General features: G+C 43.8%; 23 protein-coding genes. 20 read left to right on the forward strand and 3 right to left on the reverse strand.

Annotated elements, in window-relative coordinates; all coding sequences use genetic code 11:
* Nucleotides 1-82: 82 nt before the first annotated feature.
* From SUN_RS05525 to SUN_RS05555, 7 genes are read left to right on the forward strand one after another with little or no spacing between them, the layout of a single operon-like run.
* On the forward strand, nt 83-1,099 hold the full coding sequence (locus tag SUN_RS05525; protein WP_011980759.1) for a hypothetical protein: 1,017 nt from the start codon (nt 83-85) through the stop codon (nt 1,097-1,099).
* 15 nt (nt 1,100-1,114) lie between these two features.
* Entirely contained in the window at nt 1,115-1,642 is a 528-nt protein-coding gene (locus tag SUN_RS05530) for a YceI family protein (RefSeq protein ID WP_011980760.1), read from the forward strand.
* Nucleotides 1,643-1,650: 8 nt separating this feature from the next.
* The gene (locus SUN_RS05535) at nt 1,651-2,721 is read left to right on the forward strand and encodes an ABC transporter permease (protein WP_011980761.1); all 1,071 of its coding nucleotides are present in this window, start codon (nt 1,651-1,653) and stop codon (nt 2,719-2,721) included.
* A complete protein-coding gene (locus tag SUN_RS05540) occupies nt 2,721-3,332 on the forward strand; it encodes an ABC transporter ATP-binding protein (RefSeq protein WP_011980762.1) in 612 nt (203 codons plus the stop codon). Before SUN_RS05535 ends, SUN_RS05540 begins: the two co-directional genes overlap by 1 nt.
* Complete coding sequence (locus SUN_RS05545; protein WP_011980763.1) at nt 3,326-4,909, forward strand: hypothetical protein; 1,584 nt, start codon at nt 3,326-3,328, stop codon at nt 4,907-4,909. The genes SUN_RS05540 and SUN_RS05545 overlap by 7 nt, the downstream gene beginning before the upstream one ends.
* 14 nt (nt 4,910-4,923) lie before the next feature.
* Nucleotides 4,924-5,379: a hypothetical protein gene (locus tag SUN_RS05550; RefSeq protein ID WP_011980764.1), complete on the forward strand. Its 456-nt coding sequence runs from the start codon at nt 4,924-4,926 to the stop codon at nt 5,377-5,379.
* Nucleotides 5,376-6,287, forward strand: coding sequence for an MBL fold metallo-hydrolase (locus SUN_RS05555; protein WP_011980765.1), 912 nt, complete (start codon nt 5,376-5,378; stop codon nt 6,285-6,287). Before SUN_RS05550 ends, SUN_RS05555 begins: the two co-directional genes overlap by 4 nt.
* 22 nt (nt 6,288-6,309) lie before the next feature.
* Here the strand turns inward: SUN_RS05555 and SUN_RS05560 are convergent, their stop codons facing one another.
* Nucleotides 6,310-7,044 carry an exonuclease domain-containing protein gene (locus SUN_RS05560; RefSeq protein ID WP_011980766.1) on the reverse strand — a complete coding sequence of 245 codons (735 nt, stop codon included), beginning with the start codon at nt 7,042-7,044 and terminating at the stop codon, nt 6,310-6,312.
* Between the two features lie 110 nt (nt 7,045-7,154).
* Here SUN_RS05560 and SUN_RS05565 point away from each other — a divergent pair, with 110 nt between their 5' ends.
* Genes SUN_RS05565 through SUN_RS05585 form a run of 5 tightly spaced genes read left to right on the forward strand, consistent with a single transcriptional unit; the run spans nt 7,155 to nt 10,812 of the window.
* Nucleotides 7,155-7,613, forward strand: coding sequence for an iron-sulfur cluster assembly scaffold protein (locus tag SUN_RS05565; RefSeq protein WP_011980767.1), 459 nt, complete (start codon nt 7,155-7,157; stop codon nt 7,611-7,613).
* 1 nt (nt 7,614) lies between these two features.
* Complete coding sequence (locus SUN_RS05570) at nt 7,615-8,448, forward strand: hypothetical protein (protein ID WP_011980768.1); 834 nt, start codon at nt 7,615-7,617, stop codon at nt 8,446-8,448.
* On the forward strand, nt 8,441-9,256 hold the full coding sequence (locus tag SUN_RS05575; RefSeq protein WP_011980769.1) for a phosphatidylserine decarboxylase: 816 nt from the start codon (nt 8,441-8,443) through the stop codon (nt 9,254-9,256). The genes SUN_RS05570 and SUN_RS05575 overlap by 8 nt, the downstream gene beginning before the upstream one ends.
* A gap of 15 nt (nt 9,257-9,271) precedes the next feature.
* On the forward strand, nt 9,272-10,180 hold the full coding sequence (locus SUN_RS05580) for a PDC sensor domain-containing protein (RefSeq protein WP_011980770.1): 909 nt from the start codon (nt 9,272-9,274) through the stop codon (nt 10,178-10,180).
* An 8-nt stretch (nt 10,181-10,188) separates the two neighbouring features.
* Nucleotides 10,189-10,812, forward strand: coding sequence for an HAD family hydrolase (locus SUN_RS05585; RefSeq protein ID WP_011980771.1), 624 nt, complete (start codon nt 10,189-10,191; stop codon nt 10,810-10,812).
* 14 nt (nt 10,813-10,826) lie between these two features.
* Here the strand turns inward: SUN_RS05585 and SUN_RS05590 are convergent, their stop codons facing one another.
* Entirely contained in the window at nt 10,827-11,189 is a 363-nt protein-coding gene (locus tag SUN_RS05590; protein ID WP_011980772.1) for a hypothetical protein, read from the reverse strand.
* 225 nt (nt 11,190-11,414) lie between these two features.
* Here SUN_RS05590 and SUN_RS13585 point away from each other — a divergent pair, with 225 nt between their 5' ends.
* Nucleotides 11,415-11,627 carry a hypothetical protein gene (locus tag SUN_RS13585; RefSeq protein ID WP_011980773.1) on the forward strand — a complete coding sequence of 71 codons (213 nt, stop codon included), beginning with the start codon at nt 11,415-11,417 and terminating at the stop codon, nt 11,625-11,627.
* A gap of 34 nt (nt 11,628-11,661) precedes the next feature.
* Here SUN_RS13585 and rraA read toward each other — a convergent pair whose 3' ends face one another.
* Complete coding sequence (gene rraA, locus SUN_RS05600; protein ID WP_041672702.1) at nt 11,662-12,144, reverse strand: ribonuclease E activity regulator RraA; 483 nt, start codon at nt 12,142-12,144, stop codon at nt 11,662-11,664.
* Between the two features lie 206 nt (nt 12,145-12,350).
* On the opposite strand from rraA, the gene glmS reads away from it, so the two are divergent.
* The 7 genes from glmS to SUN_RS05635 all read left to right on the forward strand — a co-directional run bounded on the left by glmS (nt 12,351) and on the right by SUN_RS05635 (nt 19,118).
* A complete protein-coding gene (gene glmS, locus SUN_RS05605) occupies nt 12,351-12,755 on the forward strand; it encodes a methylaspartate mutase subunit S (RefSeq protein ID WP_011980775.1) in 405 nt (134 codons plus the stop codon).
* On the forward strand, nt 12,752-14,113 hold the full coding sequence (locus tag SUN_RS05610) for a methylaspartate mutase (protein ID WP_011980776.1): 1,362 nt from the start codon (nt 12,752-12,754) through the stop codon (nt 14,111-14,113). Before glmS ends, SUN_RS05610 begins: the two co-directional genes overlap by 4 nt.
* On the forward strand, nt 14,110-15,303 hold the full coding sequence (locus tag SUN_RS05615) for a glutamate mutase L (RefSeq protein ID WP_011980777.1): 1,194 nt from the start codon (nt 14,110-14,112) through the stop codon (nt 15,301-15,303). The genes SUN_RS05610 and SUN_RS05615 overlap by 4 nt, the downstream gene beginning before the upstream one ends.
* A 2-nt stretch (nt 15,304-15,305) precedes the next feature.
* Nucleotides 15,306-16,874 (forward strand): AMP-binding protein, encoded by a 1,569-nt coding sequence (locus SUN_RS05620; RefSeq protein ID WP_011980778.1) that lies wholly within the window; start codon nt 15,306-15,308, stop codon nt 16,872-16,874.
* A gap of 352 nt (nt 16,875-17,226) precedes the next feature.
* Complete coding sequence (locus tag SUN_RS05625; protein WP_050748040.1) at nt 17,227-17,505, forward strand: hypothetical protein; 279 nt, start codon at nt 17,227-17,229, stop codon at nt 17,503-17,505.
* Between the two features lie 329 nt (nt 17,506-17,834).
* Nucleotides 17,835-18,038 carry a hypothetical protein gene (locus SUN_RS05630; RefSeq protein ID WP_041672703.1) on the forward strand — a complete coding sequence of 68 codons (204 nt, stop codon included), beginning with the start codon at nt 17,835-17,837 and terminating at the stop codon, nt 18,036-18,038.
* Between the two features lie 120 nt (nt 18,039-18,158).
* A complete protein-coding gene (locus SUN_RS05635; RefSeq protein ID WP_011980779.1) occupies nt 18,159-19,118 on the forward strand; it encodes an AAA family ATPase in 960 nt (319 codons plus the stop codon).
* Nucleotides 19,119-19,125 lie beyond the last annotated feature (7 nt).

A 19,125-nucleotide genomic window follows, 5' to 3' on the forward strand; every position in this document is an offset into this window, starting at 1 on the left:
AGGTATTCTCTTCTCTTTCCGGGTCTTCATCAAATCTTCATTTTTCTGTTCTATACTTCAACATCTCAATGAAAGGCAACGTTTGAAAACACTTTTGAAAACACCATTTTCAACTTATGCATTTATGTTACTTTTTGCGGCGGAATTCACCTACTATCTGCTTATCTTGCAAACCGGGATCGTCGAGTATCACCACTCGAACCTTACTGAAATATGGATGGTACCTGCCGGCGGCATGATCGGTATTCTCTTATCTATTCTTGTTTATAAAGACCGGCAATGGCTTATCTCTTTTCTTCTTTTTTCCCAGCTATTGCTTTCTATTGATTATGCCAAAGCAAATGGTCTGGAGCTTTTTCTGCTGGGATTCATCAGTGGTCTGACAGCCCCTATGCTCATTGCCGGTGTGCAGCGTCTGTGGATCGTTGTCGTTGCCCTGGCACTCTCTTATGCGTTTGGAACCTATGTATTTGATGTGCAGGCGGTCGACAGAACAGGAATTGCATTGGGGCTGTCACTGTTCGCCTTTGCGACCTCGCTTTTTTCAGGTATGAATACGGTACGGGATGCAAAAGGAATGGTTTCATTGTACAGTATGGGCAATATCTTCCTGTGGCTACTGCTGGATGCCGCACTGTTCGAAACGCTTTCACGTAATACGGTGATGCATCTGTGGGGAGAGGATCATTTCATCTGGATGATCATTCTTTTCCACCTTATCGGTCTTGCAGTTGCCTACAGACTGAGACATTGGAAATATAATGATGCAGCACTGTTAGGGCTGTTTATCCTTACCTATGTGACTTATACATTGGGTTCCCAGGAGGGATTGTCCGTGGTCTATCCGTTTGTGATCTCTTACTACAATGTGATTATTCTAAGCAAGCTTATACGTTTGCCTTACGTTCAGCTCGCCCTCATGTCGCTCAGTCTATGGGCGGCATCAGGGTTGGGGCTGTTCATTGCCTTATCGCATACTTTTGCGATTGCCTGGGCAGTATTGGCACTCCTGATCTGGAACTTCTGGAACAAGCGTGGCACACTGAAACTGCCGGTCGGCAGTTTCATACTGCCTAAATCAACTGCAAACATACATTAATCAAAGGAATCAACCATGAAAAAAACACTTTTACTTTCACTTTTGGCAGCCTCATCACTGATGGCATCTTCACTCATCGTCACAAACGGCAGTGTCAAAGCACATACCGAAGTATTCGGTGACTCGACGATCGATCCTGTGACCAAAAGTATTACTTCCCATTTGAGCATGGGAAATTCTGTAGAATCGATCAAAGGCAGTGTTGACGTTTCGGTCAGAAAACTGAAAAGTGACAACGAGACTCGTGACGAACATATGGTTGAAGCCATAGCGAGTGACAAGTATCCTCTGGCAACCTATACATTCAAAAGTGTAACAAAAACGGGGAATCAATATAAAATTGACGGGATTTTGAACTTTCACGGTGTTCAAAAACCGCTGAGCATCAAGGCTGATATTGCCGAAAAACCCGGTAGTGTAGCCCTGAAAGGAAAAGCTTCTTTCAAAATGTCCGACTATGGTGTAAAACCGCCGAAACTGCTTCTTTTGACGGTACGTGACCGCATCGACCTGAGTGTCAATGTGACATTTAAAAAGAAGTAAGACCACTGATGTTCAAATCTTTTCTACGGTACAAATACAAGACTCTGCTGATCCTCATATCGGCCACATCCGCCATTGCTTCGATCTTTATGATCACTGCCTTGGGGAATGGGGTCATTCAAATGTATTCATCTATGCTTAAAACAGACGGTGATATCATCGTCATGCAAAAGGGGGTGGCAGATACATTTTTCTCCGATATCAACCGTTCGTTCATTGTGCCCATTTCAAAGATAGAAAACGTCAAGTCCGCACAGGGTGTGATAGTCGGGGCAGGGGCCATAGACACGGTGCCTATTGCAGGTATTTACGGTGTGACAGAAAACCGGTTTGCCAACTATGTCTTGAGTGAAGGGAGGTATCCCAAAGCTGGGGAGGTTGTGGTAGGGGAGAGTATCGCTTCTATTTTGACGCACCCTAAAAAGATCACCCTGATGGGAAAACCGTTCCGGGTTTCGGGCGTTTATAAAAGCGATATCGGTTTTGAGAACGGCGGTGTGGTCATCAACATAGCAGATGCCCAGAAGCTCTTCAATAAAAGTGCTTCTTTTCTGCTGGTCTCTTTGAAAAACATGGATGAGGGCACAGGTGCCGTGATCCGTCAGATAAAAGCACTGAACAAAGAGGTCGATGTCAAATCCACTACGGACTTTATAGACAATTACAACCAGTTCAAAATCATACGCATCTCCAGTGGGGTCATTGCCTCCATTTCCTTTTTCATGGGCTTTCTGGCGATCGTCTCTCTGATGAGTATGATGATCAACGACCGGCGTTACGAATTCGGGATCAAACGTGCCATGGGGATCTCGCAGGCAAAGATCATCTTCGACATTGTTATCGAGGTGACAGTATTGACTCTGCTTGCCTTCGTTCTGGCCTACGGCATCAGCCTGTTTCTTTTGGACTGGCTGCAGCATATAGAGAAATTTCAGGGGTATTTGAGCGGAGAGATAGACAGCAGACTTTTTGTTGAGCTGCTTATCGGTTCACTGCTCATGGCAGTAGTGGGTGCGCTGATCCCTGCATTCCTTGCAGCGCGTGTTGATCCTATCATACTTATCAACAGGGGGCAGTAGTGTTAAAACTTGAACATATCTCACACCATTATGACAGTGAGTCCGTATTGCACGATATCTCACTGACATTTGAAAAAAACAGTTTCAATGTCATTACGGGAGAGAGCGGAAGCGGAAAATCAACACTGCTCTCCATCGTCTCTACGCTCCTGAAGCCTTCGGAAGGGAAACTCTATTTTGACGGACTTGAGAGCGGGAAGATAGCCAATATCAACCGTTTCAGAAACGAGAATATCGGTTTTGTCTTTCAGTTCCATTACCTGATCAGCCATTTGAGTGTGTATGACAATATTGCCATGGTCACGAAAAAACCGAAGGCTGACATCATGGCACTGCTGGCCTCACTCGATATTGCCGAACTGGCGGACAAATATCCTGACCAGATCTCCGGCGGACAGCGCCAGCGTGCTGCCATAGCCCGGGCCCTCATTAATGATCCCAAATACCTTTTTGCCGATGAACCTACGGGAAATCTGGATTCAAGGAATTCCGATAGGGTGTTCGATCTCTTGCGTCAGATCGATGCCACACGTATTGTCGTTACGCATGACAGCCATAAGATCCAATCTGCGGACAATATTATTTCACTCAAGGATGGTCGTTTATGTTGAAAGAACGTCTTTTGCTACACATATATTTTTCCTATGTTTTTCTTGTGCTTGCGGCTGTTTTCGGACTGCTGTATGCGCTGCAGCTCTTGGGAATGGGCACGGAGCTGATACGTCCTGACCTGGTGCGTTCCCTGCATATCTCTTTGATGCTTTACGGATTTATCCCGTTGATGATGACACTGCTGCCCTTTGCGCTATTCGACAAAGAAGGTGTGATGACGGAAGAGTCATTCTATTATCTGGAACGCTTTTTATGGCTGTGGTATATTTTTATCATATTTATGATCTTTTCTTTATTGGCAGGCGTGACCAGAGGGTTGCCTTTTTATGATTTTCCCTATGAATTGAATGTATTGCTTGCCTTTGCCGGTCTATTTTATATTATGGCTATTTTTAAAAGTATTAAAAATTATGAGACCAAGCCGTTATGGGTAAAAGTATCGCTTGTACTGGTTATCATCAGTCCTTTTGCCCTGCTTCTTCTTATGAATCCGGACTATGGACAGGTGGAAAAGATGCTTATGGGACCACACGGGGATAATACGCTGGGAATGAGCTTCGCATTGGTCGCCATCTATTATCTTGCTATCAAACTGGCTTCGCCAAAGCTTGCCTTTCAGACCCGCTGGCATATCCTTTGGCAGATCCCTTTGGGTTTTTATCTTCTCTCTGTACTTTATCGCTCATTTGTCGGAAATATCTCCTACAATGCGGAGTGGTTTTTGCAATACCTCACGCTGCTCTATATCCCTTTGCTTTACAGATGGTGGAAAGATGCCGGTCTGTCCGTAAAAAAGAACCTGACGCTGTTTATATCCATTTTTGCCTTCCTGTTCGCGGATGTGGAAGGGAACATTCTTTTTATTCCCCAGCTGCGTGTCCTTTTTCACCGTAATGACCTTGTGGTAGGACATGCCCATATCGCTGTGGGCATAGGGTTGCTCTTTTTAGCACTCTCCATCATAGAACCTTTTGTCAAAATCTCTCGTAGAAGGGCACTTTACCTGAGTACAATGCTGGTGCTGATGGCAGTAGTACTCAGTATCAGCGGATACGCTCAGGCCGGATTTGCTACAATGCACATGGAATTGATGTGGACACTGCGTGCACTGTTTGGTCTTCTTTTCTTATTTGGGTTGCTATATTCAGTAAAATACTTTGATCTGTTACCTTATTTTCGAGGATTGCGAAGCATAGATGTTTACAACCTTGCAGGTTTTCTCTCTGATGGTGTCGGCGGATTGATATTGGTGCTTTTTGGTTCTTCGATCTATGCACTTATAGACCAGCAATATACGTCAGGCTACCAGCAGATTGTTTTTGGTTTTGTAATGGGGGTAGGGTTTATCCACCTGCTTGGACTCCTTTGGAAAAAACATGCCTATGCACTTGCCGCAGCAACGGTGATAGTCCGTGTCATCACTGCTGCTGGCTTCTTCGCTTTATACAAAGCAGGTATTCTGGGTTGGATCGCCTATGCTATTGCTCTCACAGATCTGACCTTTGTTCTGGTCTATCTGTTGTTTATGAAAAATAACGCACTTGACGGACTAAAGGTCCATACTGTAAAAAATTAAGAGAAGGATCTTTTATGAAAAAATATTTACTTGCTGCTTTGGTACTCTCTGTTACATTGTTTGCGGACATTAAAGTGGGAGATGCTTTTCCGAAAATAACATTGCAGGACCAGTTTGGCAAAGCACATATGCTCTCCAGGCAGGACAGGCTCATTCTTATGGCTTTTGAAAAAGATGTTTCTATTGGACTGAGTGATTACCTTAAAAACAAAGGAAACACTTTTTTAAGTCAGTACCATGCCCGATTCATCTCAGACATAAGCAGTATGCCCTCTTTTATCACTTCCATGTTCGCGCTGCCCAAAATGAGAAAGTATCCTTTCCCCTTGTTGCTAATTCGTGATGATTCGGGTAAAATCTTCGACAGGCGCGAAGGCAAAATAACTGTTTACACACTCAAAAATTTTAAAGTAAGCAGTGTTAAGTTTCTAACAGTAAAAGACCTTGACGCGATATTCAGGAGACCATGAAAACATATAGGAACGGAAAATTCAGCGGCAAATATGACAGTTCGGTCAATCTGAACTTTCTACAGATACTCAGGTGGAAACTTTTCAATCGAACTGTAGAGAAAAAGGAGATCGTGCCGCTTGAAACAGTAGACCGGTCGAAAGAGTTGCAGAGTGATGAAGACTTTATCTGCTGGCTTTCACATGCCTCTTTTCTTGTGCAATTGGGAGGCAAACGCATTCTGATAGATCCTGTGTTTGGGGATATTCCATTCTATAAACGACAGATACCGGATCCTTACAGTATCGAAACACTGGGAAAGATCGATTATCTGCTCATTTCCCATACCCACTATGACCATTTTGATAAAGCTTCTCTCAAAGAAGTTTTGAAACAGAAACCTCAAGCCATAGTGCCGCTTAAAATGTCAAAATTGCTTAAAGAGATAGATCCAGAGATACAGACCGTAGAGCTTGACTGGTATAAAAGTGTCGAAGAAGAAGGGTTAAAATTCACTTTAGTACCGGCAAAACACTGGGGAAGAAGAGGACCTTTTGACAAAAATACCGTACTTTGGGGTGGCTATGTGCTTGAGTGGCAGTGGAAGAGCATCTATTTCTCCGGCGATACGGCAGCCGGGGATCATTTTGAAGAGATAGGTAAAAGATTCGATATCGATGTGGCGCTATTGCCCATCGGTGCCTATAAACCAGAATTCATTATGAAGTACAATCATCTGAACCCTCAGGAAGCATTCAACGCTTTTGAACAGTTGGGTGCCAATAAGATGATCCCCATGCATTATGGTACTTTTAAACTGACTGATGAACCGCTTGATGAACCATTGCAGTGGATAGAGAAAATTGCTGATGCACATCCTGATACAGTAGTGATACTAAAACCGGGCGAAGTTTTCAATATGATATAGTCGACTTTGATTAAGATAGTCTTCAAAGGTACTGGTCCAGAGTGAATTTCATATCTTCATCAAGATCGAGGTTGCTTCGCATCCAGCGAAGATAACCCATATCCTCACGGGCGATCTCTTCGATATCACGGTCTTTGTATTTTCCGAATTTGAACGTTTTCATAAGAACGGGTGTCTGGGTCAGTTCTGCCATTTTCTGCATAGGGTTGACTCCCGGAAAATGCTCTTGGGTCAGTACAACCAGCTTGGAGAGCAGCAGTTTCATCACCAGAACATCGCCGATGGCATCGTGTGCTTTGATGGTGATGCCGAGTTTCTGTGCTTCCTGTGCTTCTGTTTTGTAAAGTCCCAGTGAGTAGCGCAGGTACTGAAGTCTATGGTAGGGGCTGTCCGGCAGAAGATGTTTGGTACAGCGGACGGTGTCTATCAGCGTATAGTGGTTGACAAAGCCCTCTTTTTCCAGCATACCGAGGTCAAACGAGATATTGTGGGCGATCAGGTAGTTTTCCGTTGTATTGAGTTCCTGCACTCTTTTGGCAAAGGCAGTTTCACTGTAGGTGGGTTTGCCTGCAATGACATCGGGTGTGATGTTGTGTACCTCCATCGCCTCGATGCTGATGGGTACCTGTGTGGAACAGAGTTCGTCAAAAACTTCTATCTCATCTTTGGAATGTACGATCATTGCTCCGATCTGTATAATGCGGTCTGCTTCCTGGTTGCCGGTGGTCTCTGTGTCGAACAGTACGTATTTTGCCATTTTGAGTCCTATTATATAAGTGAAGAATCATATCAGATTTTATCTGACAACCCCCAACTCTAAATCACACATGGTATAATAATTCCCATTCTTACACAGGAGCGCAATGCATGACAATGGATGCACAAGTTATAGAACATATGATGAACCCGAAAAATTACGGTTCTCTGCCCGGTACGAATGCCGAAGGTATGGGAAAGAATCCGGAGAACGGTGAGAAAGTGGCTATCTATATGAGAGTCGAAACCGATGAGGAAGAACCCTATATCGGCGATATCAAATTTCAGGCCATAGGCTGTACGACGACCGTAGTGGCCGGCTCCATGCTGACCGAAGAGGCCAAGGGACTTAATCTCAACGGTGCCTACAATCTTGTGGATGCAACGATGAAGCTGCTCGAGAAGCTTCCCGCTGAAGATGCCGCCTGTTCTGAAATGGTCGCCCTGGCGATCAAAGCCGCAGTCGATACCTATGTGAAACGACAGGAAGACCCGTCATATCCGGTGATCACTTATCAGGTGGCAAACTCCTGTGTGCCCAAAGAAGAAAATAAAGAAGAAGGAAAGTAAAATGAAGACAGTGGCGATAAAAACACATGAAGCATGGCTTGCTACACTGATGGCGGGCTTTATGAGCAAAACAGAGAACAAACAGGTTCTTTTCGACTTCTCAGACATCCTTTTCCGGCACTTTACCTGGCTTGAAAATGAAATGATAACATTGAACGAATCGTATAGTTATGACAGGGATGCCATACCGATAAAGGTGGAAAAACTGAGTGATATGTTAAATGACATTGTAAAAAGGCTTGAAGAGATCGATCTGCAGCTTTTGAGTTCGCCGGACAAAGAGCTTGATAGCAGAATAAGCAGCGATATTCACTATATGGTCGATGTATTGAAAAAAATGAAGGATGAAAGAGTCACGGCATTCAGTATGGAACGCAAATTTCCCGGCATAGAACTCACGGAAGAAGCGACGGATGCACTGACCCTCTTTTTGTTTGAAGAGACTTATAAAGAGTATGAACTCATTATGATCTACAACTATCTCAAAGCACACAGTAACGATGCCTATATGAACAGGATCTTCCAGATACTTATCGATGAAAGTTTTTTCCATCTCAAAAGCTTTGGTGATATGGGCGCAAAAATGGGAATTTTGGCTGTACCGCGTGTAGTGATGAAAGAGCTGTATCAGGTTGCAGATGTAGTACAGTTCCTTAAAGACGGCATTAATGAAGAGCTTGCAGCCAAAGAAGAGTGCAAAAAGCTCTCTGAAGCGGTAGCGAAAGACAGTGATGAGTTGGCAAAGTTTTTCGATTTTATCAATCATCAGGAGAATTACCATATCTCACTGATGACGGACGCTTTGGCACACTATGCGAAGGCAGCGAATGGCTAAGCATTTTACATCTGTCATTTCACACTATTTCGGGAAATTCGCTTCAAAGGAGTTTCCCGCATCTATACAGTGTTTTATCAATACTTCATACGTAAAACTGATGGGCCTGGACATGAGTGAGTTCAGAGAGCCGTGCAGCTACAAAACGCTCAATAAACTTTTTACCAGGGCACTGGAAAAGCCGCGGGTACTTCCGGAAGATGAAAACATATTGATTTCAGGGGTAGATGCGCTCATTACCGATGCCGGAACGATCAAAGAGGGTAAAGCCTATCAGATCAAAGGGATGCGTTACAGCATAGAGGGACTTTTCGGAGAATATCATCAGGAAGCCGCGGCAAAAGTGGAAGGAGGGGAGTTTATAAACTTTTATCTCTCTCCTAAAGATTATCACCGATATCACATTCCGATGCGTCTGAAAGTGAACAGTCTGACGCATATACCGGGGAAACACTACCCGGTGAACTTTCCTCTGCTTCGCAATATGAAGGACCTTTTCATAGAAAATGAAAGAGTGGTCATCGAATGTGAAGATGAAAAAGGAAGAGTGCAGGTACTTGTACTTGTAGCAGCGCTCAATGTAGGGCAGATGGTCGTTACCTTTGAAGAGAAGGTCAGAACGAATTCCGAGATAAGAGAACCGGTCCATTATACCTATGAAGATCTATGGGTGGAGAGAGGGGAATTCTACGGATGGTTCGAAATGGGTTCCACCATTCTGACCTTCTCTGAAAAAGGGAGTATCGTCCCCGAAATCGCTATCAATCAGAAAGTCTCATATGGTGATGCCCTGGGTAGAATTTGTTAAAAAAGGAGAAATAGGATGCTAATGGTCAAAGAGATACAGGAATACGCACAGATACGTACGAAGGCAAGGGCCTACCTCTGTTACATCATGAGCCGGAACATCTCCCAGAACATGGAGAACGGTACGCTTGAAAGTGTCATAAAAAAAATTGAACATCTGCAGGAAGCTCTGCCGCAGAGTGAAGTGATCTACGCCATTGACGGTAACGGCATACAGATCATAGACAACATTTCCAAAAATCCGAAACTAAGAGGTTTTGGAAAAGGTGAAGACCGGAGCGACCGTGCCTACTACTACAAAACGCTTCAGGAACACCGATGTATGCTGACCGACCCGTACCCTTCACTTGTCAGCAATGCTCTGGTCGTGACGGCAACATTCCCTCTGTATGACAAAGACGACAATCTTCTGGCAATCATCTGTGTTGATATCACACTGAAGAATATTTTGAAAATGGTACATCCCAGTTCGATTGATTCGAATTTCGGAATACTTAGCAAATGGATATATACCGCTTTTGCCGCTGCACTTTTTGCCGTAGCACTGCTGCTTTTCTTTAAGGGAGTTGCAGATTTTCTTCATTTTGGAGTAAACTTTTCTGATATCGATATCAACAAGATCTTCAAATCTACCATTCTTCTGACCCTCTCTCTGGCGATCGTCGATCTGACCAAAGCGATCTTCGAAGAGGAGGTCCTCGGACGGGTCAAAAAGAAGGAGTCCACGGATGATACCCATCAGACGATGGTACGATTCCTGGGTTCCATCATCATAGCGCTTTCCATCGAAGCACTGATGCTGGTCTTCAAGTTTGCCTTGACCGATCCGGGAAAACTGCTTTATGCGGTCTATCTTCTTGTCGGTATCGGTGTGCTCATTCTTTCTCTTTCAGTTTATCTGAAAGTCAACCAGAAAAATAAGTAAGAGAGAGAATGAAGTCCAAACTGATCATATTCGATATGGACGGCACTTTGGTGAACTCATCACTCACCATTGCCAACGCCATCAACTATGTACGTCAGAACCTCGGCTTCGAGCCGATGGAACAGGCGTACATCCTCAAGCATGTCAATGACCATACCATCAATCCTGCACAGTTCTTCTACCATTCCAAACGCTTCGATCCGGACCATGAAAGATGGTTCTCGGAGTATTACACGAAGAACCATGAAAAAGAGCTGGTACTTTATGACGGGATCAGAGAGCTTCTCGACGCTTTGAAAGAGGAGGGGCATGCACTTGGCGTAGCCACAAACGCCTACCGCGGTTCCACCATCGAGTCGCTGACACACCTTGGGGTCCATGATCATTTCGATGCCATAGCCTGTTACGACGATGTTTCGCAGGGTAAACCCCACCCGGATATGCTCTATAAAATACTCGATGAGACGGGAATGGAGAAGAACAGAGCACATTTTGTCGGTGATGGCCCCAGGGATGAGATGGCAAGTCAGAGGGCAGGGATCCCCTACACGATGGTCGACTGGGGATTTACGGATCATACCAATGCGGTAAGGTCAGTGGAGGAGCTTAAAAAGATACTGCTCGAACGATAATTGTAACGATCGGATCAGGAAACGGCTTTACGTTCCATGAAAAATGCGAAAACAGCTGTGATCAGAATAATGGGGAACTGATAGACCGGCAGAACGAAAAAGACCAGACCGCTTTGCGCATCGGGATGAAGAATGATACTGCTGTACAGCATATAAGTCCCTAACATAGAGAGAATGATCATGACTGCTGAAGCCGTGATAACAGCTGTACGGCTCTTTACCCAGAACAACAGTCCCAGACCCAGGAAATAGGGGATCACTACTGCAAAAATAATCGCAAGTCCCTTCATGTTGAACTTGTCTCCCATCGAAATAACAGCAAAATAGAATGTTGCGGCTATGGCCAATATCGTTAATAAATATGCGGTTGTTTTCATATTAGATTACTTTCTTAATAAATATATGGAATGTTTGACAAGTATATCAAAACTGATTGAATAACGACAGTAGAATCAAAAATATTGAAATATTGTTTTTGTATCTAAAGAATATTTTTATGATGATAATATAAACGTTGAATTTTTATTTGAAATTTTGGTTAAGAATTCTTAATAAGATAAAGTGCTATTATATGTGTATCCCATATATAAGAAGGAGTCATCATGGCTAAAGATTCAAAGAAGAAAGAAGAAGAGAAAAAAGCACTTTTGAAGAAAGCAAAGAAAAAAGCCGAGAAAAAGAAGGCTAAGAAGAAAGCTGAAAAGAAAAAAGACAAAGCGAAAAAGCCTGTCTCAAAGAAGAACAAAAAGAAAAAAGCTGAAAAGAAGAACAGCAAAAAGAAAACAAAGAAGAAAAGTAAAAAGTCTAAAAAATAGATCTTAGCATAGGGATCGGTTCATCCGATACCTGTTACCCCTCCAGACTCTCTTCGTCAATGACAATGATACCGTCATGGTCCGCAAGAAGAATTTCCCCGTTTTTAAAAAATACACCACCGAAAGTGAAGGTAACATCACGCTCCCCCGGTTGTTTATTATGGCTTTTCCGCGGACAGGTTCCCAGGGCCCAGAGTCCGACGGGAATGGTTTTGGTAATGTGTGTGTCACGTACATAACCGTTGATGAGAATGCCCGCCCAGCCGTTCTCGTGCGCAAATTTCATCAGGTTCTCACCCACGACCGCATAGTGCGCCCGGTCAACATCGACTACGGCAATGCGTCCCTCACCGGGCTCTTTGAGCATTTTGATGAGATCGGAGTTCTCTTCGTTGAGTTTGAGTGTGGCGATGGGGCCTTTGCATTTCTCTACGCCACCATACGAATGATACTCCGGTGAGAGGACCTGGACTTTTTCATGGTGTTCGTCTGAAATGTCGGCAGTGTAAAAGGGCATTTTTTGTTCCTTGGATAACTCGATCATCTGTCATTCTGAATTTATTTCAGAATCCCTCTTGGTTTCAAAATAACGTATAAATCCCGAAGAGATCCTGAAACGAGTTCAGGATGACATAGTAAGATAAGATATTTTTTAGAATGATTATACTAAAAAAAATCTATAATTAGATAGAATTATGAATAATTTATATATAAAGCAGATAGATGAAAGTAGTAACCGGAGTAGTTGGGAACGATATTCATGTCGTTGCCAACAGGCTGATTGATATTTCACTCGAAGAGCGCGGGTTTGAAGTCTTCAATTTAGGGGTGAATACCTACCTTGAAGAGTTTATGGATGCGGTGATAGAGACCGATGCAGATGTACTTCTGATCTCTTCTCTCAATGGGGAGGCGGAAGGGTGGTGCCGTGACCTGAAGATACTCAAAAGCCAGTACGATTTCAAGGATGTGGTTTTTATGATAGGTGGGAATCTCGGTGTGGGAGAGATGGATCCTGAACTGATCGTTCCGAAGTTTCAGAACTACGGTTTTGACCTGGTCTTCCACCAGGTCGACCTCAATGAAGGTCTGGACCAGCTCGAAGCCGCATTGGAGGCACGCAAATGAGTCTTTTGCAGCGAGAACGTGAGATCATCGTCAATAATGAGTATATAGACCGTTTCGATTTTGAAGAGGTGGAAGAATTCATCAGGGGTGCGAGCAAGAACCTGTTTATCTCCCACAAGTTCAAGACAGCCGACCACATGCTGGTGCAGCCGCGCGGGGGTTTCCCGACCTACGACAAAGTCTTTCAGCTTTACAAAGAGTTCAAAGAGGCCAATGTCGATGTGCTTCCTCTGACCATCGATTCCAATACCCGTCTGAACGACTACGCTTCGGCGAAGAAGATGCTGGCGCTCTCCGAAGAGAACGATGTCGATATGCTCAACGGCTACCCTCTGGTGAACCACGGATATCGTACCACAAGGAAAATGATCACGCATTATGATACGCCTGTCAGTCTGCGTCATGGTACGCCCGATGCGCGTCTGCTGGTCGAGACAGCTCTGGCATCGGGGATATTTGAGATCGAGGGTGGGCCTATTACCTACCTTCTGCCGTATTCCAAGAATTTCCCCATGGATAAAGCATTTCTCTATTGGAAATACGTTGAGAGAGTCTGTGCAAAATACTCTGAACTCAATGAGCCGATCAACCGTGAATCTTTCGGTCCGCTATCTGCTACGCTTCAACCACCGGCCATCGTCATCGTCATCCAGCTCTTGGAGATGCTGCTCTCTCTTGAAGAAGGGGTGAAGTCCTTCTCCGTGAGTTTTTCCCAGACAGGTTCCATGCTGCAGGACATCGTCTCTTCGAATGTCATCAAGAAGCTTGCCCGAAAATATGCCGACAGGTTCGGACATGAAGATGCGACGATCAATCTCGTCTATCACCAGTGGATGGGGGCGTTCCCGAGGAACAAGGAGTACTCCGACTCTCTCATCAACACTTCGACCGTGATCGCTGCGATGGTCGGGGCTGACAAGATCATCACCAAAACACGGAACGAAGCTTTCGGTATCCCGACCAAAGAGGCCAATGCCATGGCGGTCGCCAATGTGAAATATACCCTGGGTATGCTCAAAGGCTTGCCGACGGTCGGCGATGAGGAAGAGGAAGAGAATCTGACTAACGAAGTCGACGAGATCCTTGAAGCGGTATTCAATGATGGGGCAGATACGCTTTGGAGAAAGGTCTTCAACTCCATTAAAAAAGGGTACATAGATATTCCTTTCTCACCGCATATCATCAATGCGAATGAAGTGATCACCATCCGTGACCCGCAGAGCAATATCCGTATTCTGAAAAAAGGAAAACTGCCTATTTCGGAAAAGAGTTTCGCCTATGAACGCTCGAAGATAAAACTGGCCGAGGGGGAACGTGTGGTGGACAAGATCATTCAGGATATAGGGATCATGCTATGAGTAGTAAATTAATGATAGATATAGGCAGTACCTATTTCAAAGTGGCCCAGGAAGGAGAGATCGAGCAGTATTTCAGGGATTTCAACAAAAATATCTTTGATGATCTCAGTAGCAAGTGTACCAGCCTTATAGAACAGTACAGCGCTGAAGATATCCATATCTGTTCCTCTGCCAACGGTGGCTTGAGTACGCTGATCATCGGGCTGACAAACTCTTTCAGTCTGAAGTATGCCATCAACATTGCATTCAATTCGGGGATCAACATCATCGATACGGTACTGTATCCAAGGATAGAGCAGGAACCCGTACCGACAGAGATGATCGACGTCGTTATCATCGTAGGGGGCATAGACAGCGTAGAGAACGTATTTGACGAAAAGCTCCTGGACTATCTGGAGAGAGTGAATTATCAGAATATCGTCTATGTGGGAACGAAAAAGAGTGTCCCTTTCCTGCAGGAGAACATCAAAAACCTGGTTGTGCTTGAAAATGTAATATCCGACAAGCTCAAGATCCAGGAAGAAGCGCTGAAAACTTATCTGACCGACCTCTATCAGGCAGATATCATGGGGAAAGAGGATATCAAGCAGCTCTATGGGATCACAACCAACCAGATCTTCTCTACACCCTACATCGTCAACCGTTCGCTTTCAGAGATCAGTGAACATATGGACGTGGCCGATCCGTTCATCGTTGTGGATATCGGCGGGGCGACCACGGACATCCACTACAGCCGTGACCTGGTCAACGACAACATTCTGACTGACAGCGGTTATGACAGACTGGTCTTCAAGAAACTGGGTGTCTTCAAATCGCGTGAGAGTCTGGTGCATACCGCAAAGAACAATGAGTTCGTTTTCGAGCTTCTGGAACATTTGAACGTCACGGAGAACATCCTGGAAGAGTACAGTGAAAAGGCCACACGCACTTTGATGCAGCTGGCGATCTTTTTGGTACTTTACAAGGTCTCCAAGCACCATGCCTCTTACATAGAGCTCAATCTGGAGATCCTTAACAGTATCGTGCTTACCGGTGGTATCACCAAGGTACTGACGCAGGAAGAAGTGGATGACATCGTTCTTTTCTTTTATAAAAAGATCCTTCATTTCCACCATGCCCCCAAAATTCTGCTTGATCAAAATTATGAGATCTGGACCTATGGTATTACAGGAAGTTCCCTAAAGGAGTAGTCATGTCAGTGAACAGTATTCGAAATCTATTGGAGATCGCAGCTCAGAGTGAGCCTGAAAAGATCGGGCTCAGACACGGAAGTGAAACGTACAGCTATGCCCAGCTCATTGAAAAGGTTGACCAGATAGCACACTACCTTGCGACACTGGGGCTGAAAAAAGGAAGCCGGATAGGTATCTATTCGAACAAGCGTGCCGAACAGGTCATCGCCATACTCGCAGTGCTATCTACTGAGTATGTCTTTGTGCCTATCACGAGGCTGCTCAAACCCGAGCAGATCCAGCACATCATCGATGACTGTAACATTTCCTGTATCATTACCGACAAGGTCAAAATAGAAAACATCAAAGCGATAAACTTTGGAGGAAAGATCATCTCCTATGAAGCCAGTGAGCAGAGTGATGTCTCTTTGGAAGAGATATACAAATGCTACACCGCTGAGGTAAAATGTGATGTCAAAGGGCATGACAACGCCGTCATTACCTACAGCTTCGGCTCTTCGGGAAACCCCAGGGGAATCGTCATAGACCACCGCGCCCTGACAGACGGAGCGAGGATCGTCTCTAAGTATCTGAACATTCAAAAAGAGGATGTCATTTCGGGTATCCTGTCGTTTAATCTTGACTACGGTCTGAACCAGATCTTCACGACACTCTACAAAAAAGCGACACTGGCGATCCATAAGTTTGTCCTTCCCTCAGACTTCTTCTCACACCTGATCGATGAGAACATCACGGTACTGCCGTTGATGCCTATACACATTACCCAGATGTTCGATGAAGACCCGCACCGCATCCCGCAGCCGGAACATTTCAGAAATCTTAGAGCGATCACCTCTTCAGGCGGTAACATCACCCCATTGATGGTCAAGAACATCACGACGCATTTTCCCGATACGGCATTCTACTCCATGCACGGTTTGACAGAAGCGTTCCGTTCAGCCTACCTGGACCCTTCCCAGATTCATATTCGCCCCAATTCCATAGGAAAGGCGATCCCCGATGTGGAGATCTTCATCATCAACGAGGAGGGGGAAGCGTGTAAGCCAAGAGAGGTAGGTGAGCTGATCCATCGCGGCGCCTGCATCTACAAAGGGTACTGGAATGCACCCGATGAGACGGCAAAACGTTTCAAGAGTATCCATATTCTTGACAAGGTACTGCACCCTGAAGGGCAGCTGACCGATGAGATCGTCATTGCCAGCGGTGACTATGTCTATGCGGATGAGGAGGGGTATATCTATTTCGTTTCACGCAAAGACGACATGATAAAAACACAGGGCTTCCGTGTCAGTCCCCATGAGATAGAGAGCGTGGTCTATGCCAATATAGAAGAGATCACGGAGTGTGCGGTCTTTTCCATTCCCAATGAGCAGATCGAAGAGGAGATCGTGATGGTATACGGTTCAAAGCATGAACTGGCCAAGAACGAGATACTCTTCGAGCTCAAAAAACACCTGCCGAACTATATGCTCCCCGCACAGATCGTCTACAAAAAGAGTATGCCGCTCAAAACACTGCACGACAAGGTCATCGACAAAGAGGCACTCAGAAAAGAGTTCCTCATTTAAAAGAGGGAAAGTGGAAGAGTAAGAAGGTGTGTAATTGCACACCGATATGTACGGATTAAAATAAAAATCACAAAATAAATGTGAAATAACGTATTGAAGGTGTGCTGTTGCACACCCTACGCGTACTGAATATGTATAAAACAACCTAATATCTAAAACCAAACTGTAGGGTGTGCATTAGCACACCAAAATTCCAAATAAATATAAAATCAACAAGAATATGACATATTTTTAAAATTGAATTATACGATACGATAAAATTGTTTTATGGTGAATTATAGAAGAATATTTGAAGATGGTTATAGCTATTACATCACGATGGTGACACACAGCCCGAAGGATCGTCGAGGAGATGGTACGCGTAACAAAAGAGGGCGGTGACATTCTCATTGTAGATTACGAACTGAGCGAAAAAACATCCCCATTCTCAAAATGGATGATCTACTTTATCGAGTGGATCGCGGGCGGGGAACACTACCGGAACTTCAAGTCCTACATCCGAAAAGGCGGACTGCCCGAACTTCTGTCAGGTATTGAACTGAGAGAAATAGAACGGCATTATTTTGGCCAGTATGGTATTGTCTTGGTTCTTTATCGTAAGAAGGTGTGCTGTTGCACACCCTACGCGTAACCGATATGTATAACAATTTTATATCCGAAATGATATTGTTGCAGGGTGTGCAACAGCACACCGGTTAAAATAAAAATCATCAAATAAATATGAAATCACATGTGTGGAAGGTGTGCAATTGCACACCCTACGCGTAACCGATATGTATAGCAATTTGATATCCGTAATGATATTGTTGTAGGGTGTGCAACAGCACACCTTTTCACAGCACCCGAATGACCGTGAATCATTCATTGTAACAGGCCCCTGAATGTTATTTTTTTATCTTGCAAACTCTAACTTTTTTACGCTAAAATATAGTACTTCAACGGGGGAGAGGGCAATTACGTATGGCATATACCGAGGCAGACACCAGAGCCAAACTCATCGACCCTCAGATCAAATCCAGCAACTGGCTTGAATCCAATATCGTCCGTGAATACTATTTTACTGACGGGCGTAAGCTCATTAGATTTGGCAGGAGAAAACTCAAAGAGGCATTTGAAGGTGCAGCCAATATCCGTGAGGGGTATTTTGGGTTGGGAGATATATAAATGAGAATGTGAATGTATCTACTATACACACTTAATGTACAGTCATCTAATTCATTCAAAGTATTCTCATCCTTTTATGGTGAATATTGATATAATATATAAAAATATTAGGTATTAAATATGGCAACAGCAGAACAAATCAAATCTTTAATAAAATCACATTTTAGTGATGACTTAGAACGATTTCGTACGGTTGCTCTTCAGGTGGCTGCCCATGAGGCTAGAAAAGGACATGCTTCATTAGCTCTTGATTTACGCAATATTTTAAATAAAGAACAACAAAAAATAAAGCATCCAATAAGTTTTCTCCCTACTGAATTAGAAGGTCTAATTCTTGCTGAAAAAACAGATATTACACAATCGTCTTTAGTTATGAATACTAGTTTGAAGAATAGGATCACTCGCATCTTAACAGAATATAGACAGAAAAATAAACTAAAGTCACATGGATTGGATTATAGGCGAAAAATTTTACTCTCAGGTGCTCCGGGAACAGGAAAAACCATGACAGCAAAAGTTTTAGCACGAGAGTTACATCTTCCTTTGTATACTATACAAGTAGATAGATTGGTAACTAAATTTATGGGTGAAACAAGTGCAAAATTACGGCAAATTTTTGATTTAATTAAAGAAAAGCCTGGAGTTTATTTGTTTGATGAGTTTGATGCAATTGGTAGTGAACGTACACTAGATAATGACGTGGGTGAGATGCGTCGTGTATTAAATGCATTTTTACAGTTTATTGAACAAGATACTTCAGATAGTTTGATCATTGCTGCCACAAATCACCCTAAATTACTTGATCACGCATTGTTCCGTAGATTTGATGATGTCTTATACTATGATTACCCAGAAGAAGAAGAGCGAAAGAATCTTATAGAAAATATCTTAGGCACCTTTAAAGCTATACGTTTTGAATGGAAAAGTGTATTGAAAAAGAGTGAAGGTTTGAGTCATGCCGAGATTGATCATGCATGTAGAGATGCGATTAAGCATATTATTCTTTCAGATCAAACAAAAGTCAATGCCACCCTACTACTTCAGATGATAAAAGAGCGTAAGAAAAATCATCTATCTTAAATAAGGT

It is taken from the genome of Sulfurovum sp. NBC37-1, from assembly GCF_000010345.1.
In the GTDB taxonomy this organism is placed as follows: Bacteria; Campylobacterota; Campylobacteria; order Campylobacterales; family Sulfurovaceae; genus Sulfurovum.